This window comes from Devosia sp. Root685 (assembly GCF_001427875.1).
GTDB lineage: Bacteria > Pseudomonadota > Alphaproteobacteria > Rhizobiales > Devosiaceae > Devosia.
On sequence record NZ_LMHK01000002.1, the window covers coordinates 67,235 to 83,681 of the forward strand.

Below are 16,447 nucleotides of genomic sequence, written 5' to 3' on the forward strand. Positions count from 1 at the left end.
CGACGTTTCTGCCTCTACCCCGAGAGAATACGAAGGAGGAAACGCAATGAAACGCTTTGATTCCGGTACGCTTATCCCCGGCTCGACCTGGAAGGCCGAAGCCGAAAGTGAGGCTGAAGTGGTGCGGCGCGCCGTGGAAAACCTCAAGAATTTCCACGGTGAAACCATAGTTCGCCCCGAAATGGTGGAGCGGATCAAGGAGCGCATTGTGGACGTAGATGCCAAAGGCACCACGAAGCACTAAGCCTCGCGCTATCGGATATCCAGGCTTTCCAGAAGCTCATCCCGCGTCAGCGAAAAGGCGCTTTGCACCCAAAGCGTCTCCAGCCGGGCCAGAGTTGCTCCTACTTCTGGCCCGGGTTCGATCCCGTTTGCCACTATATCCTTGCCCGAAACCGGAAAATCCGGATTGGGCAGCCGCGCAATTTCGCGGGCTGCTTCCATCAGCCGCTCGCGCGGCCAATTGTGCTGGGCAGCGGCCACCGCCAATCCCTCGATAGCCTCATCGCGATAGCGATAGACCCCCAGCGCCACCTGATCCTCGGACATAAGCGCCGCCGCCGAAAAAACCCGCCGCGCCGCTTCAACCGATGCATTGGAAAGCCGCCAGCGCTCCTGCTGGGCGTCGATATCGCTCCCCGCCAAAAGCGCCAGCCGCGCCGCAGGATTGTGGCCACCCAGAACCTCATAGCGCAAAACCGCCGACAACTCGCTGCGCGATAGTGCCAAAAGCCCGATCTCGTTCATCACCGCGATGGTCAGCGCAATTTTCGGCAATGCCAGCATCCGCAGCATTTCCGAGCCAACACGCTCCGCCGACAGATGATCGAGCTTCCCCACCGCCAGCTGACAAGCCGCCAGCCCCTCCGCATCGAGCTTCTCGCCACCATGGCTCGCCGAAAAGCGGAAGAACCGGTAGACGCGCAAGCCATCCTCGGCGATGCGCTCGGCGGCATTGCCGATAAAGCGCACACGGCCCGCGAGAGCATCCCCCGCCCCCTTCAGCGGATCGAAAAGCCTGCCATCAAACCCACAATAGATCGCGTTGAGCGTCAAATCCCGGCGCTTGGCGTCCTCGGTCCAGTCCGTGCCGAACTGCACCTGCGCATGGCGGCCGTCGGTCTCGACATCGCGCCGCAGCGTCGTGACTTCCACCGTGGTCTCGTTAAGCCGCAGCGTCACCGTCCCATGGTCGATACCCGTGGGATAAACCACAATCCCCGCCGCTTTCGCGCGCTGCATCACCGCGACGGGAAGCAGCTCGGTGGCCATATCGATATCGGCCTCAGGGCTCAGTCGCCCCATCAAGGTATCGCGGACGATCCCCCCGACGGCGCGCGTCTTGCCCTCGTGCCCATCGAGCGCGGCGAAAATCGCCTGCACCTCCGGACGGGCAAGCCATTCAGTTTGCGGCAGATGGTCGGGGATCATGGTTCACCCAAAATAAGGTCACGGAATTTTCGGGTGAGATTGGCTGTAATGCCCCAGATCACGTGGCCATCGTGATCGATCTGCCAGGTCGAATGCTCCTTGCCGCCCCGTTTGATGCGAAAACGCCCATAGCTGGCGGAATCGAGAATACGCTTGAGCGGCACTTCGAACACCGAATGCACTTCACCGGGGTTGGGCACGAAGGGCCCGCTCGGCAGCACTTCGGCAATAACAGGCGTGATCAGGTAATTGCTGCCGGTGAAATAGGGCTCCATATAGCCCAGAATATTGGCTTCGGCCGGCTCAAGTCCGACTTCCTCATTGGCTTCCCGCAAAGCCGCAGCGCCTGCATGCGCATCGCCCGCATCCATCTTGCCGCCCGGAAAAGCCACCTGGCCCGAATGCGAACGCAGGTCCGGCGATCGCTCGGTATAAAGGACGGTATGTCCCTCGGGCCGGCGCACAAGCCCGATCAACACCGCAGCAAGCGTTGGCGGCCGCGAAAAAGGCTCGAGTGGCGCCCAGTCGGGCACGAGGTCATTCCCCACCGGCAAGGCGGGCGGCAAAGCCAGAAGGCGGCCGGCAAGGAGTTCGGCAATCGGCATATCGATGGGCAAGGAAGCGTCCGGGCGAATAGGCATCACGGGCAGGAGTTTATGCGAGCCCCTGCCCCGATGCACCCGTTTTGATCGCCCTCAGGCGCCGGCTTCAAAAGCAGCGATCGAACCGGTCAGCGTCTTCGCCAATTCCGGATCATCGGCCAGCAGCAGCACACGGCTGGTGTCCACCGGGCCGGGAAACTGGATATTGCCTGGCGTCGTCGGCACCCAGCCAAGCGGGCAATAATAATCCTGATCGCCCACCAGCAGCACGAAATGCCCTTCGCCGCGCGCCAAGGCGCGCTTGCTGACTTCCCGCGCCAGGAGCTTGCCAGCGCCCCGCTTGCGGAAATTGGGATGCGTCGCCAGCGGCCCGAGCAGATACCCTTTAACGCCGCCAACGCTGATCGGCGTCATCCACACAGCGCCCGAGGGCGTGCCATCGACGTCCGAGATCAGGCTCAGGCTCGGATCAATCGGGAACCGCTCGCGGACCCGGAACGCGGTGCGCGCAAACCGGCCTGGACCAAAGGCAATCGCCTGCAGGTCTTCGACAAATGCATCATCGGCAGGGGTAGCAGGCCGAACGACAGGCTGGCCAGGAAGAAGGGTAGCGACGGCCTCGGCCGCAACGAGCGTGGTCATGGGTCTATCCAGGAAAGATTTACGTGCAGATGGACATGCGATCGCCCCAAGGGGACCGCGCGAAATCGACCAACTAGGGTCGTCGGAACATCTGCAAAACCTTCACCATCCTGGACGCCTCCACGTCTGAATCCGCATTAGCACCAGCATGGTCGCCCGTAAATGGGAATATCGGCATCATGGCTGAAATTCCTGTTGTCTCTGCATCGGTGTATCCCAATTGCACAACGCATTGTTGCGCCCGAGGTGCCTTATCAGTTCTGATCGCGGCGACTAAGTTTGCGGCAACAGAAACGACGCAGCGCGGCGTGGACGCAGATGAGCGGACAATGCCGACAGCAAGATGACGAAAAAGGACCAAAGATGGGACAATTGATCGACGGCAAATGGTCGGACAAGTGGTACGACACCAGCAAGACCGGCGGTAAATTCGTGCGCTCGCAATCCGGCTTCCGCAATTGGGTCACCGCTGACGGCAGCCCCGGCCCCACCGGCGAAGGCGGCTACGCTGCCGAGGCCGGTCGCTACCATCTCTATGTGTCGCTCGCCTGTCCCTGGGCCCACCGCACCCTGATCTTCCGCAAGCTCAAGGAACTCGAAAGCCTGATCTCGGTCTCAGTGGTTTCCCCAAAAATGCCCGACGAAACCGGCTGGAGTTTCAAGACCGACGAAGGCTCGACCGGCGACACCCTGCTCGGCAAGGATTTTCTCCACCAGGTCTATACGGCAGCGAAGCCCGACTACACCGGCCGCGTCACCGTACCTGTCCTCTGGGACAAGAAGACCAACACGATCGTTTCCAACGAAAGTGCTGAGATTATCCGCATGTTCAATTCAGCCTTCAACGAGCTGACCGGCAACACCGACGACTACTACCCCGAAGCCTCGCGCGAAACGATCGACGCGATCAATGCCCGCGTCTATGACGACATCAACAACGGCGTCTACAAAGCTGGCTTCGCGACGACCCAGGTCGCTTATGAAGAGGCCGCCAACAAGCTTTTCGACGCCCTCGATTGGACCGAAGGCCTATTGGGCGAAAACGCCTACCTGACCGGCGATAGCATCACCGAAGCCGACTGGCGCCTGTTCACGACCCTCGTGCGCTTCGACGCCGTCTATTTCGGCCACTTCAAGTGCAACCGCCGGCAGATCGCCGACTATCCGAACCTGTCGCACTACCTGAAAGCGCTCTACGAAGTTCCCGGCGTCAAGGAAACGGTCGATATCGGCCACATCCAGACGCACTACTATTGGAGCCACATCACCATCAACCCGCACCGCATCGTGCCGATCGGCCCCAAACTGTCGTTCGTCGATTAAGGCCGGCTCAGTACCCCCAGACATCCCGCTTGGGCGCACCGTCGAACACTTCGTCGATGCGCTGGGACGTCGCGGGGGTCACGCCTTCAGGCAATTTCGTGATCTCGAACCACCCGCCCTCGGCGATCTCGTGATCCTTCTTGCGCACGAAAACGAACTCGTGTGACCGTGCCACATAGAACAGCACGTGGTCGCGGTTCGTGACCGAGCTCGAATTGTGATAGACGCCGAAGAGCTCCATCGGGCCGGTAACGCGATGCCCGGTTTCTTCCAGCGTTTCGCGCGCGCCGGAGGCCTCCGCCGTTTCGCCCGGCTCGATCCCGCCGCCGGGGAACTGCCAGCCCGGAATGAGCGTATGGCGGATCAGGTACACCTTGTTGCCATCAACCAGCATGACGCGCGTGCCGATCGTCATGTGGCGAATGATGCCGATAATGGTGAGAAACACCTTGGCGCGCACGCGCTGGAATCGGTTCATCATGTCTGGCTTCTCCGTCGAACTTGCCGCAGGGGTAGCGTTTCCTGCGCAAAAGTCGATAGCGCTTTCGCGCTTTCCCGATGCAGCCAAGCGCCTATTCAAGCGTTTGAAGCCCACCTGTTTCAAACCGGTCACCAGATTTTGCCCCGAAAATCCGACCCTTGCGGTCGATTGACCGTTTCCCTGCGTAAAACCTTCTGGCAAAACCCCTCCCGATGACAACGCTTGCGCACATATCGGATATTCACCTCTCGCCCATGCCGGAGGTGGCCCTGGGGAACCTTGTCGGCAAGCGCCTGACCGGCTACCTCAACTGGAAGCTCAAGCGCCACGGCGAGCTCAACTCCGAAACGCTGACGCGCCTCGTCGCGCATATGCAGGAGCAGAACGCCGATTTCACCGCCGTAACGGGCGATCTCACCAACCTCGCCCTGCCCGCCGAAATTCGCCGTGCCGGGGAGTGGTTGCAGGCTCTGGGCACCAGCGATCGCACCGCCGTGTGCCCCGGCAATCACGATGCCTATGTGCCCGGCGCCCTCGAAATGGCGCGCGACATGTGGGGCGAATATCTCAAGGGCGAGACGCTCGAAGGCGCGCCTTTTCCCTTCGTGCGCCGCGTCGGCGACGTCGCGATCATCTCCTGTTCAAGCGCCGTGCCCACTCCCCCCTTCTTCGCCATCGGGCGCTTCGAAGAAAAGCAGGCTGCGCGGCTCGAACGGATGCTAAAACTTCTGGGCGATGCCGGCTATTTCCGCGTCGTGATGATTCATCACCCGCCCAATGCCGAATTGCAGCATCCTTCCTTCGGCCTCAAGGGCCACCGGCTCTTCCGCAAGGTCATCGCCACCTTTGGTGCCGAAATGATCCTCCACGGCCACACGCACCGCTCCTCGATCCACCATATTCCCGGGCTCGACCACGAAGTCCCGGTGATCGGCGTTGCCGCGGCCAGCGCAGCGCAGGGTGGAACGCTGGACGACCCGGCCCGCTACAACCTCTTCCGTATCGAGAAAAACGGCGACGGCTGGTCCTGCACCATGCGCGAATACGGCTTCCAGCGCATCGGCAGCGACATCGTCATGCGCATGCAGATGCGGATCTACTAAAGAATTTCACTCTCTGATTGAGCGAGCTTTCTCCAGTAGACCTCATGGTGAGGTGCGGAACGAAGTGGAGCCTCGAACCACGAGGGCGTGCACCGATGCCTCAACGCCACGCCCTCGTGGTTCGAGGCTTTGCTCTGCAAAGCACCTCACCATGAAGGCTACTGGAGCTACACCGTTTTCACCCCCATCACGGCCGCGAAAACGCAGCGAACGGATTGCGATGGGTAAGCCCCACAATCGTCTCCTCGCCGACCCCTGCCGCCGCCAGCATGGGCAGGAGTTCGGTGCTGACCACCGTATAAGGTTTTGGCTCCCCACCCTTGGGGAGCGCCGGGTCGAACCAGCCACGATCATGGCTGATCAGCAATTTGTCCCCAAGCCCCGCGTCCAGCGCCTTAAGCACCAGCCCGGCACTTTCCTCGACCGGAACCGCACCCACATTGTCATATTCGATCCAGGCGCCGCGCTCCACGAGCGCTTTGTGCAGTCCGAAATCGGGCTCCGCCTGGGTATGAATGGAAACAAAACGAGCAGCCGATCCGCCTTCGGCTTCAATGATATCGAGCTGGTCCATCACCACCCGCCCCCGGATCGTATGGCTGCCGATCAGAGCGTCGGTCGCAATGGCCGCCCGCGTTGCCGCGCGCAGAATGCGCTCCTCCAGCCTGGTCATGCCATCGTCGCCGGCACTGAGCTTGATCCAGCCCGCCTTGAAGCCGGTCTGCTCGATACCGTCCTGTAGCTCCGCCAGCATCCAGTCATGGAGCGCGTCTTCACTCGCCGCCGCCACCCATGCCGGTATCCAGGGCTCCCGATAATTACCGGTCGGCACCACTATGGGAAAATTGGTGGCCTTGCTGACAGCCAGATCCATGTCGGCGCGCCGGCCCACCCCCCCTGTCGAACACTCGACGAGCGCCGTCACCCCGAGCGCCTTGATCGCCTCGATCTGCGGCACCATCAGCGCCAAAACCTCCTCCACGGAAGCTTCGGCATAGCCGGGCTGGTCAGGCGTCCGCAGATCGACAAACACATGCTCATGCGGCAGGATCATGCCCAGCTGATCGGCGCCGAGCGCACCGAGGGTCGTATAAAGTCGGCGCATTTCATATCTCCCAAACGGCCCGGACAGTGGCCCGCTACATCCTTGATCCATCGAGCCCAAAGGCCAGCGCCGCATCAGGCTCGATCCCGACAGCAATCGGCGCGCCGACCGCAACACGCGAATGGCCCTTTTGTTGAATGGTTACCTTGGTTTCCCCATCCGTGCCCACACCATAGACATAGGACACGCCGCCAAGCTGCTCGATCACCTGCGCGCTCGCCGTCAATACCGGACCGCCCAATGCCGCATCGGCAAAATGCTCCGGCCGGATGCCGACATTGATCTTTTCGCCCACAGCCCCGCCCGAACCGCGGCGTTTCACCTGCAGAGCCGGCGCATCGAAAGCCGACAGCGATACCGTCAGCATCTGCCCCTCGATCGCAATAATCGTGCCCTCAAGAAAATTCATCCTAGGCGAGCCGATAAACCCGGCCACAAAGATATTGTCGGGATTATCATAGAGCTCGACCGGGCTCCCCTGCTGCTCGATGCGCCCGGCACGCAGCACGACGATACGGTCAGCCAGCGTCATGGCCTCCACCTGATCATGGGTCACATAAACCATGGTCGCGCCGAGCTGATGGTGCAGCTTGGCGATCTCGATACGCATCTGCACCCGCAGTTCCGCATCGAGATTGCTCAGCGGCTCGTCGAACAGAAAGGCCTTGGGCTGGCGCACGATGGCGCGGCCAATGGCGACACGCTGGCGCTGGCCACCCGATAATTGCCGCGGCTTGCGATCGAGCAGTTCGGTCAGTTCCAAAATGCGCGCCGCCCCTTCGACGCGCTCGGCCACCTCGTCCTTGGCCGCCCCGCCCATGCGCAGGCCAAAGCCGAGATTCTGCGCCACTGTCATATGCGGATAAAGCGCATAGGACTGGAACACCATGGCGACCCCGCGTTCGGATGGATCGAAATCGGTCACATCCTCGCCCCCGATCAGCACCTGGCCCGACGAGAGCTCCTCAAGCCCGGAAATGCTGCGCAGCAGTGTCGATTTCCCGCAGCCCGAGGGGCCGACGAAAACGACGAATTCCCCGTCCCCGATATCGAGATTGATGTCGTGCAGAACCTTCACCGAGCCAAAGCTCTTGTTGATCCCACGCAATTGCAGTTCAGCCATCGCATCCTCCTTGCAGATGGTTCAATTCTCTTCAGCGTGCCGCCCAAAGCGCCCCGCGCTCGAAGATGGTCCGCATTTGCGGCACCTTGAATTCGTCAGCGACGTGCCCGAGCGCAGAGTAGAACACCCGCCCCTTGCCGAAGCGCCGCTTCCAGACCACGGGCATCACCACACCCGCAATCTCCTCGACATACTCGCCGGTAAAGGTGGTGGTCGCCAGCACGTCGACGCTGGGGTCGAAATGCATGTAATATTGCTCGGAGCGATAGGGAAAGTCGCCGATACCGGCGGTGATCGGATCATCCGACGCAGAAATATTGACGGTATAGTCGATGATATTGCCCGGATGCGCCACCCATTGGCCGCCCGTCATGAACTGATAATCCGGCTCATTGCGAAAACTGTCGCACATCAGCCCGTGAAACCCGGCCAGCCCCGTCCCCCCGCGCACCGCGGCCAGCAGATTGGTCAGCTCCTCGCGCTCGATCCGGGACATGGTGATGGCCGGAATGATCAGGTCGCGCTTGCCGAGATCGGCATCGGCAAAGGCCTCGGTGGTCGATTCGATGGTCACGTCAAAGCCATGCTCCTCCAGCATGGCGCCAACCAGCCGGGCACTCTGTTCGGGTGTGTGGCCATCCCAGCCTCCCCAGACGATCAGGGCCGATTTGGTCATTGCGCAGTCTCCTCATAAGTCGATGTCCAAGGGGCGCTGTAAACGTCGCGCAGCATCAATGCTGCGGCGCCACGTGCCCAAAGCTGGTCGTCCATTTCGTGGAAAATGATCTTGGTGGTGGCAAAATGCGCCCGAAAACTGTTCGCTGCCACGGCCGTCATAAGCGCGGGCTGCACCAGTTCGGCAAAGCGCCTGGTCTCGAGCGCCACGATGATCTTTTCGGGATTGATCAGGTTGACGATGTGGGAAATCCCGAGGCCCAGTCTGCTGCCGAAAGCCTCGATAATCTCCGTGGCCCCGGCAACGCCGCTATCGGCGGCTTCCGCCAGCGCGCTCAACAGGTCCGCCCGCACCAGCGGGCTCGCCAGAAATTCCTCGCCAAGCCGGGCCGAGGCTTCCCGCTTCACCGCCGAGACGCCGATATAGGCATTGAGACAATCGTGCTGGCCACAATCGCATTCGGCGCCCGCCTCGCCGACCTTGATATGCCCGAAAGTCGGTCCCAGCGTGCTCGCCCCCCGATGCAGGTCCGCATCGAGCCACAGCCCGAGGCTCACGGTCTGGTCGAGCGTGATCACCGCAAAGCTCTTTTCCTTCTGTGCGTGGCCGAACCAGCTTTCGGCCAGCGCCAGCAGATTTGCCGGCTTTTCGAGCCGCACCGGCAGCCCCGTCCGTTCGCCCAATACGCTCCCGAGCGGAATTTCCCGCTCGCCGAAAACCGAGCTCGAATAGCTGCGGCCCGAGCGCGGATCGACCAGTCCCGGCACACCGATGCCGATCCCCTTGAGCCGGCTCCGGTCGACGCCCGAGCGCGTCATGCATTCGTCGAGCGCATCTTCGATCAGGTCGGCAATAACCTCCACCGGCTGCCGGGCCATGCGGATCGGCAGTTGCAGCGACGAAACAAGCTCGCCGCGAAAATCCACCAGCGTCACCGTGGTCAGCGCGTCGGAAATCTTGATGCCCAGCACATAGGCGGCGTCGGGCACAAGGCCGAGCAACACCCGCGGCCGCCCGCGCTGGATTTCCCCATTGGCCGGCGTGTGAATGGCATGGATCAGCCCTTCTTCGATCAATGCCCCGGTAATGGCCGATACGGTCGTGCCGCTCAGTAGCGTGCGTTCCGAAATCTCGACGCGCGAAATCTGTCCGTGATGGCGAATGGCCTCGAGCACGTGGAACTTGTTGATTTCCCGCATCAGCAGCGGGTCGGCAATCTTGACGACCAAGTCCATACTCCCGGCGTCAAACCGCCAACCTGATTTACTAAGCTATCCGTATCAAATATCCGGGTAGCACAACACGCCGAATGTCGTTTCGGCGCCAAAATCAGGCAAATCCTCCCAATCTCATCCCCTTCTGGCCGCTTATGGGGCCAGCCAGCAGATGTGAGGTACGTTCCTCTTGTATCTTTAATAAGGGATGCGTAGAAAGTATCAAGTGGCGAGTTCGGGGAGAGACCTCGCTGCGGCGGCCGGGAGGGGACCATCTGGTCCATGGCCGCATCACAAAGGAGGAACCAATGAAGCATCTTGCGCTTGCCGCGGTGCTGGGTCTGGCCGCAATTTTGCCGGCCCAGGCCCAAACCGTCGTCAGACACCTGCACATCACGTCCATTCCGGCCGAAGTCGAACTGATGCAGTCGATTGCGGACGAGTTCATGGCCGCCAATCCCGACATCAAGGTCGAGCTGCCCTTCCTCGAAAACGAGGCGTTCAAGGCCAAGCTGACGACCCTTCTGCAGTCGGCCGATGCGCCCGACGTGTTCCACTCCTGGGGTGGCGGCGTCTTTTACGAACAGGCCAAGGCTGGGTTCCTGCGTCCCGTCGAGGATGTGCTGACCCAGGAGGCCAAGGATAATCAGGGCCAGGCCGGCGTTTCCGCCTTCACCGCGCCCGATGGTCATATCTATGGCGTGGCGCGCGATGTCAGCGAAGTCGTGCTTTGGTACAACAAGGCACTCTTTGAACAGGCCGGCGTCGATCCGGCCAGCATGCAGACCTGGGAAGGCTTCCTTGCCGGGGTCCAGACCTTCAAGGATGCCGGCATCACCCCGATCGCCATCGGCGCCAAGGACAAGTGGCCGGCCCACTTCTGGTGGTCGAAGCTCGTCGTGCGGCTGGCTGGCAAGGATGGCTTTGAAGCGGCGGCCCGCGGCGAAGGCGACGGCTTTGAGGGCGAAGATTTCGTCAAGGCTGGACAGTATTTCCTTGAGCTGGCTGACCTCGAACCCTGGCAGCAGGGGTTCCTTGCCGCCAGCTATGGCGATGCCTCCGGTCTCTTCGGCGACGGCAAGGCGGCAATGCACCTGATGGGCGATTGGGATTACGGCGCCATGAAGGACAATTCCGCCAATAAAGCGGGCATTCCCGACGACCAGCTCGGCATCCTGCCCTTCCCCACCATTGAAGGCGGCAAGGGCGACCCGACCGACACGCTCGGTGGTCTTGGCGGCATTCTCTTCTCCAAGAACGCGTCCGATGCGGCCGTGAAATGGGTCGAGTTCTTCAACTCGGTCGAACAGCAGAAGAAGTACGCGGAAGCGGCCTATTACATCCCCATCGCCAAGGGCGCTGCCGATGTCATGACCAATCCGTTCAAGCAGCAGATCGCCCGCAATATCGGCGGCGCGCACTGGCATGCCCTGTTCTTCGACCAGGCCCTTGGCCCCAATGTGGGCGGCGTCGTCAACGACGTCTCGGCAGAACTCGCCGGCAATTCCATCAGCGCCGAAGAAGCGGCCGAACTGATCAAGGAAGCGGTGGACGATTCGCTCTAGGGCGTCAGTCCACCCACCCCTGCCGGCGGACGGTCTCCCTGTCCGCCCGCCGGCAGCCCTCGCCTAAGCCGATAGTACCCCTCGCGCCCCGGCGCTGCGGGACGGGAGAACCACGTGATGACCACCCTTTCCAACACAGCCAATGCGGGCGCTTCCGTCGCGCCGCGGCGGTGGCGCTATGTCGAGCGCAAGAGCCTCTTGCCGCTCCTGCTGTTCCTGCCGCCCGCGCTCATTCTCTTCAGCCTCTTCGTCGTCCTGCCCATGGTCGATGCGGCGACCTTTTCCTTCTTCAACTGGAATGGCTACGGGCCGATCACCGATTTCGTCGGCCTCGAAAACTATGCCGATGTCCTGACCCACCGCAATTTCGGCACCGCCGTCCGCAACAGCCTCATCGTCGTTGCCGTCTCGCTGCTTATCCAGTTGCCGCTCGCCATGTGGTGCGCCATCGCCCTGGCCGAGCGTTCGGTTTCCATCAATGTCATGCGCACGCTGTTCTTCCTGCCCTTCATGCTGGCCGAAGTTGCCGCGGGTCTGATCTGGAAGTTCGTTTATGACGGCAATTACGGCCTGTTGCCTGCCGTCGGCTCAGCCATCGGGGTCGACATGCCCTTCGTCCTCGGCGACAAATTCTGGGTCATCCCGGCCATCATGCTGGTCATCACCTGGAAATATTTCGGCTTCCACATGATGATCTTCATCGCCGGCCTCCAATCGATCCCCAATGAGGTGATCGAGGCGGCCCGGCTCGATGGCGTCAAGCGCTGGCAGATCGTGCGCCACATCAAGATCCCGATGATCCGCTCGGCCATCGTCATCTCGGTCTTCTTCGCCATCACCGGCGCCCTGCAACTCTTCGACCTGATCATTCCGCTATCCAATGGCGGCCCCTCGCATTCGAGCCACACCATCGTCACCTTCCTCTACCAATTCGGCATTCTGCGCATGAAGCTCGGTTTTGGTGGTGCGGTGAGCGTGCTGCTCTTCATCGCCTGCGTGATCGTGGCCCTCGCCTATCGTCGCATTCTCTTCAGGGTGGAGCACAATTGATGGCCGCCGCATCCAAAAAACGCCGCTCCCCCGTCTCCCCACTGCAATGGCTGACCCTCCTGATCGTCGCCACGTTCGTGATCGTGCCGTTCTACACAACGGCGCTCGGCGGCTTCAAGGAAATCGGGGAATTGCGGGTCAATCCCTTCGGCCTGCCCGCCAGCTGGGACCCGGTGCGTTTCGTCGAAATCCTCGGCGGACCACGCTATTTCTCTTCGCTCGGCAATTCCCTGCTCATCGCCCTCGGCACGGTGGTTCTGTCCACCCTCATCGCCTCGATGACGGCCTTTGCCCTGGCCCATATCAAATTCTTCGGCCGCAACTTCATCATGGGCTACCTGATGCTCGGCCTGCTCTTCCCCTCGGCCACCGGCATCCTGCCCCTCTTCATCAAGATGCGTGATCTCGGCATGCTCGACAGCCATTGGGGCATCATCATCGTGCAGGTCGCCTTCAGCGTGTCCTTCGCCGTGCTGCTGTTCCACAATTTCTTCAAGGAACTGCCCAAGGAACTGATCGACGCCGCCCGCATGGACAATTGCGGCTATATCCGCATCTACTGGTACATCACCCTGCCGCTCTGCCTGCCGATCATCGCGACAGTCGGCGTGTTCAATTTTGTCGGCAGCTGGAACAGCTTCCTCCTGCCCCTGATCGTGCTCAATTCCGAATCCAAATACACTTGGCCGCTGGGGATCATGCAGTTCCAGGGTCAATATGGCTCGGACTGGCCACGCATCCTCGCCTTCCTCACCCTCTCGATCATGCCCGCCATCGCCTTCTTCCTCCTGGCGCAGCGCTACGTCATCTCGGGGCTCACCGGCGGAGCGGTCAAAGGCTAGACGCGGGGCAAGGAGCCCCGCTCGATCACCGGCATTTCGATCAGTTGCGGCGCGCTTGCCTCGCCAAGCAACAGCTCCACCGCCCGCCGCCCCATTTCTTCATGCGGCAGGCCGATAGTGGTCAGCCCGGGCCTGAGATAGGAGGCCAATTCGTCATTGTCGAAGGAGACGACCGCGACATCCTCGGGCACGCTGAGTCGCGCCTCCGCCAGTGCCTGATAGGCGCCAAAGGCCAAACGGTCGTTGAGGCAAAGGATCGCCCGCGGCCGCGTCGATTTCAGCACCTTGCGCGTCAGCTCGTAACCATGCCCCGGCTCCCAGTTCCAGCAGCTGAGCTCTGCCAGAAACGCCATATCCGCCGCCTTCATCGCCGCGCGAATGCCGGCAAAACGCCGCGCAATGGTTTCCGAACGAAACAGCCCCGCCTCCACCTCGGCATTGTGCCCCAAAAGCACCACGCCATCGCTGATCCCGGCTTCCAGTAGCCGCTCCACCACCCGCTGCCCGCCGCGATATTCATCCGGCAGCACCGAAACGGGAAAGCGCGCGCTGGTGCCGTTCAGCATCACCGTCGGCACATTGATCGGCAGGTCCGGCACGAAAACTTCGCGCGCCCGCATGGCGGCAAAGATCAGTCCATCGACCTGGCGGTCGAGCGCCGCCTCCACCGCCTGAATTTCGCGCGCCGGCTCGCCCCCGGTCTCGAGCACCAGCATCACATGCTTGGCCTCTTCCGCCGCCGCCAGCGCCCCGCGAATAAGCCCGCTCGCAAAGCGCGTCGTCGCCACATAGTCCGAGATGAACGCGATGGAGCGCGACTTGTCCGTCCGCAGCGCCCGCGCCGCGACATTGGGCCGATAGCCCAGGCTCGCCGCCGCCGCGTGCACCTTGGCGTGGGCCTCGACGGAAAGGCGCGTGTCCGGCCGTCCGGTCAGGATCATCGAAGCGGCCGTGGTGGAGAGGCCTGCAAGACGCGCCACGTCGGCCAGCGTTACCCTTTTCTTCGTCAAGCCCCATGCCTCCTGCCCCAAACGGGAGCCGTCACCCTTGCCGTTGCATAACCACGCCGGTCTCGCTTGACAACCAGAGCGCGCCATTGCATTTGCTAAATGCTTTTAGCAGGGGGAGTGAATGGGTTTCAACCTGTCCGATCACTGGGTCTGGGATTTCTGGCTGGCCGACGACGGCGCCACGTACCATCTCTATTATCTCCACGCTCCAAAATCGCTCGGCAATCCCGATCTGCGCCACCGCAATGCGCGCATCGGCCACGCCACCTCGCCCGATCTCATGACCTGGACCGATCACGGCCGCGCCTTCGACGCCGGCCTTCCCGGCAGTTTCGATGGCAGCGCCACCTGGACCGGCAGCGTCGTGCGCGACCCCACGGGCCTCTGGCGCATGTTCTACACCGGCTCGCGCTTCCTCTCGCCCGACACCATGGCCAATATCGAAACCGTGGGCCTCGCCACCTCCACCGATCTTGCCACCTGGACCAAGCAGCCCGGCCCCGTTCTCGTCGCCGATCCCGCGCTTTATGAAACCCTCGGCACCTCCACCTGGCCCGAAGAGGCCTGGCGCGACCCCTGGGTCTTCTGGGACGAGCCGAGCCAGCTGTGGCACATGCTGATCACCGCCCGCAGCAAAACCGGCACCGAGCCCGATCGCGGCGTCATGGCCCACGCCACCTCGCCCGATCTGTCCAATTGGACGGCCCAGCCCGCCCTCAGCCAGCCCGGCTCCGGCTTTGCCCATCTCGAAGTTTTCCAGATTGTCGAAATCGCCGGCCGCCAGCACATCATCTTCTGCTGCGACACAGCCAAACTCACCGGCGCCCGCGCCAACCAGACCGGCGGGGTCTGGACCCAGCCGCTCGACAGCTTCCCTGCCCAAGTCGATTTCCGCCAGGCCCGCCGCCTCGTCGATGAGCGCCTCTATGCCGGCCGCGTCGCCTTCACCCGCGCCGGCAAGCCCCATCTCCTCGCCTTCAACAATGTCAGCGCCGATGGCCAATTTCTCGGCGGCATTTCCGATCCCCTGCCCCTCGTCATCGGCGCGGATGGCTATCTCGAACTGGAGCGCGCAGCATGAGCCCCACCATTTCCGGCTTCGCCGCCCCCGGCTACGAAACCGTCGCCGAAGCCTTCGCCCGCGCCTTCGATGACCGCCCCGAAATGGGTGCCGCCCTCCACATCCTGCGCGATGGCGAAACCGTGGTCGATCTCTGGGGCGGCGTAGCCGACGCCCGCAGCGGCCGCGCTTGGCAGCAGGATACGCCCTCCGTGATCTTCTCCTGCACCAAGGGTCTGGTTTCCATCCTCGCCGCCCGCCTCGTTCAAGACGGCAAGCTCGATTACGACGCGCCCGTCAACCGCTATTGGCCCGAATTCGCCGCCGCCGGCAAGGCAGAGGTCACCGTCGGCGATGCCCTCGCCCATCGCGCCGGCCTCTCCGCCCCGCGCCTCGACCTCACCGAAGACGACATCGTCGATTGGGATCGCATGGCCGAAGTTCTGGCGGAGCAGGAGCCGCTCTGGCCCCTCGGCACCGGCTACGCCTATCATGCCCTCACCCATGGCTGGGTCGCCGGCGAAATCATCCGCCGCGTCGCCGGCCAATCGGTCGGCCAATATTTTGCCGATCTCATCACCCGGCCCCTCGGCATTCCCGCCTGGATTGGCCTCCCCGAAAGCGAAGCCCCCCGCGCGGCTCATCTCCGCGTCAGTCCGCCGCTTTCCACCCTCTGGGCCGATGAAGCGGCAAAACCCGCGCCCAATTGGCCCTATAAAGCCATGACCCTGGGCGATGCCCTCCCCGCCGATCTCGTCTCGGAAACCGGCGGCTTCAACACCCAGCGCATCCGCGCCGCCGAAATTCCCGGCGCCGGCGGCATCGCCTCGGCCGAAGCCCTCGCCACCATCTGGTCGGCAACCGTCACGCCGACGCGCGGCACAAAACTGCTCGATGCTTCGGTGATCGCCGCGGCCACCCGCCCGCGGAGCGAGGGTGTCTCGGTCTTCGGCGGCGAGCCGCCCTTTTCCCGCTGGGGCTGCGGCTTCCAGCTCGATTCCGAAGCGCGTCGCTATCTCGACGATCACTGCTTCGGGCATGACGGTGCCGGTGGGCAAGTCGGCTTTGCCGATCCCGGGCACAATATCGGTTTCGGCTTCGTCACCAATTGGATGATGGGTCCGGAAGACCAGCGCGCCACGGCCATTATCGCGGCCCTGCGCGCTTGTCTCTAGTCGCCGCGTACGAGCGACGTCGCGGATATTGACACCGCGCCGCGC

17 protein-coding genes are annotated in these 16,447 nt (G+C 62.4%); 8 read left to right on the forward strand and 9 right to left on the reverse strand.

The features are described 5' to 3' along the window. Window positions 1–46 precede the first annotated feature (46 nt). A complete protein-coding gene (locus tag ASD83_RS09105) occupies window positions 47–244 on the forward strand; it encodes a DUF1059 domain-containing protein (protein ID WP_056310150.1) in 198 nt (65 codons plus the stop codon). A gap of 8 nt (window positions 245–252) precedes the next feature. Here ASD83_RS09105 and ASD83_RS09110 read toward each other — a convergent pair whose 3' ends face one another. The 3 genes from ASD83_RS09110 to ASD83_RS09120 form a co-directional block, all read right to left on the reverse strand. Next, window positions 253–1,431 (reverse strand): CCA tRNA nucleotidyltransferase, encoded by a 1,179-nt coding sequence (locus ASD83_RS09110; RefSeq protein WP_056310152.1) that lies wholly within the window; start codon window positions 1,429–1,431, stop codon window positions 253–255. Beyond that, window positions 1,428–2,048, reverse strand: a complete 621-nt coding sequence (locus tag ASD83_RS09115) for a CoA pyrophosphatase (protein WP_056310154.1) — start codon at window positions 2,046–2,048, stop codon at window positions 1,428–1,430. The genes ASD83_RS09110 and ASD83_RS09115 overlap by 4 nt, the downstream gene beginning before the upstream one ends. A 78-nt stretch (window positions 2,049–2,126) precedes the next feature. Beyond that, window positions 2,127–2,675: a GNAT family N-acetyltransferase gene (locus ASD83_RS09120; protein WP_056310156.1), complete on the reverse strand. Its 549-nt coding sequence runs from the start codon at window positions 2,673–2,675 to the stop codon at window positions 2,127–2,129. Window positions 2,676–3,038: 363 nt separating this feature from the next. On the opposite strand from ASD83_RS09120, the gene ASD83_RS09125 reads away from it, so the two are divergent. Beyond that, window positions 3,039–3,998: a glutathione S-transferase family protein gene (locus ASD83_RS09125; RefSeq protein ID WP_056310158.1), complete on the forward strand. Its 960-nt coding sequence runs from the start codon at window positions 3,039–3,041 to the stop codon at window positions 3,996–3,998. A 7-nt stretch (window positions 3,999–4,005) separates the two neighbouring features. Here the strand turns inward: ASD83_RS09125 and ASD83_RS09130 are convergent, their stop codons facing one another. Continuing rightward, the gene (locus tag ASD83_RS09130; protein WP_035080555.1) at window positions 4,006–4,479 is read right to left on the reverse strand and encodes an NUDIX domain-containing protein; all 474 of its coding nucleotides are present in this window, start codon (window positions 4,477–4,479) and stop codon (window positions 4,006–4,008) included. Window positions 4,480–4,691: 212 nt separating this feature from the next. Between ASD83_RS09130 and ASD83_RS09135 the strand changes: the two genes are divergently transcribed. After that, window positions 4,692–5,582 carry a metallophosphoesterase family protein gene (locus ASD83_RS09135; RefSeq protein ID WP_056310163.1) on the forward strand — a complete coding sequence of 297 codons (891 nt, stop codon included), beginning with the start codon at window positions 4,692–4,694 and terminating at the stop codon, window positions 5,580–5,582. A gap of 187 nt (window positions 5,583–5,769) precedes the next feature. Here the strand turns inward: ASD83_RS09135 and ASD83_RS09140 are convergent, their stop codons facing one another. The 4 genes from ASD83_RS09140 to ASD83_RS09155 are packed head-to-tail and all read right to left on the reverse strand — an operon-like array spanning window position 5,770 to window position 9,721. Then, a complete protein-coding gene (locus ASD83_RS09140; RefSeq protein ID WP_056310165.1) occupies window positions 5,770–6,687 on the reverse strand; it encodes a phosphotriesterase in 918 nt (305 codons plus the stop codon). Window positions 6,688–6,721: 34 nt separating this feature from the next. Then, window positions 6,722–7,810, reverse strand: a complete 1,089-nt coding sequence (locus ASD83_RS09145; RefSeq protein WP_056310167.1) for an ABC transporter ATP-binding protein — start codon at window positions 7,808–7,810, stop codon at window positions 6,722–6,724. Window positions 7,811–7,841: 31 nt separating this feature from the next. After that, window positions 7,842–8,486, reverse strand: coding sequence for a ThuA domain-containing protein (locus tag ASD83_RS09150; RefSeq protein ID WP_056310169.1), 645 nt, complete (start codon window positions 8,484–8,486; stop codon window positions 7,842–7,844). After that, a complete protein-coding gene (locus tag ASD83_RS09155) occupies window positions 8,483–9,721 on the reverse strand; it encodes an ROK family transcriptional regulator (protein WP_056310171.1) in 1,239 nt (412 codons plus the stop codon). The genes ASD83_RS09150 and ASD83_RS09155 overlap by 4 nt, the downstream gene beginning before the upstream one ends. Before the next feature lie 287 nt (window positions 9,722–10,008). Between ASD83_RS09155 and ASD83_RS09160 the strand changes: the two genes are divergently transcribed. From ASD83_RS09160 to ASD83_RS09170, 3 genes are all read left to right on the forward strand, one after another. Beyond that, entirely contained in the window at window positions 10,009–11,265 is a 1,257-nt protein-coding gene (locus ASD83_RS09160) for an extracellular solute-binding protein (protein ID WP_056310173.1), read from the forward strand. A gap of 117 nt (window positions 11,266–11,382) precedes the next feature. Continuing rightward, entirely contained in the window at window positions 11,383–12,315 is a 933-nt protein-coding gene (locus tag ASD83_RS09165) for a carbohydrate ABC transporter permease (RefSeq protein WP_056310175.1), read from the forward strand. After that, window positions 12,315–13,157 (forward strand): carbohydrate ABC transporter permease, encoded by an 843-nt coding sequence (locus ASD83_RS09170; protein WP_056310177.1) that lies wholly within the window; start codon window positions 12,315–12,317, stop codon window positions 13,155–13,157. The genes ASD83_RS09165 and ASD83_RS09170 overlap by 1 nt, the downstream gene beginning before the upstream one ends. On the opposite strand, the gene ASD83_RS09175 is transcribed toward ASD83_RS09170, so the two are convergent. Beyond that, window positions 13,154–14,167 carry a LacI family DNA-binding transcriptional regulator gene (locus ASD83_RS09175; RefSeq protein WP_056310179.1) on the reverse strand — a complete coding sequence of 338 codons (1,014 nt, stop codon included), beginning with the start codon at window positions 14,165–14,167 and terminating at the stop codon, window positions 13,154–13,156. The two genes, ASD83_RS09170 and ASD83_RS09175, sit on opposite strands and share 4 nt — an antisense overlap. Before the next feature lie 121 nt (window positions 14,168–14,288). Between ASD83_RS09175 and ASD83_RS09180 the strand changes: the two genes are divergently transcribed. After that, window positions 14,289–15,248: a glycosyl hydrolase family 32 gene (locus ASD83_RS09180; RefSeq protein WP_056310181.1), complete on the forward strand. Its 960-nt coding sequence runs from the start codon at window positions 14,289–14,291 to the stop codon at window positions 15,246–15,248. Further along, a complete protein-coding gene (locus tag ASD83_RS09185; protein WP_056310183.1) occupies window positions 15,245–16,402 on the forward strand; it encodes a serine hydrolase domain-containing protein in 1,158 nt (385 codons plus the stop codon). Before ASD83_RS09180 ends, ASD83_RS09185 begins: the two co-directional genes overlap by 4 nt. Window positions 16,403–16,447: the final 45 nt, after the last annotated feature.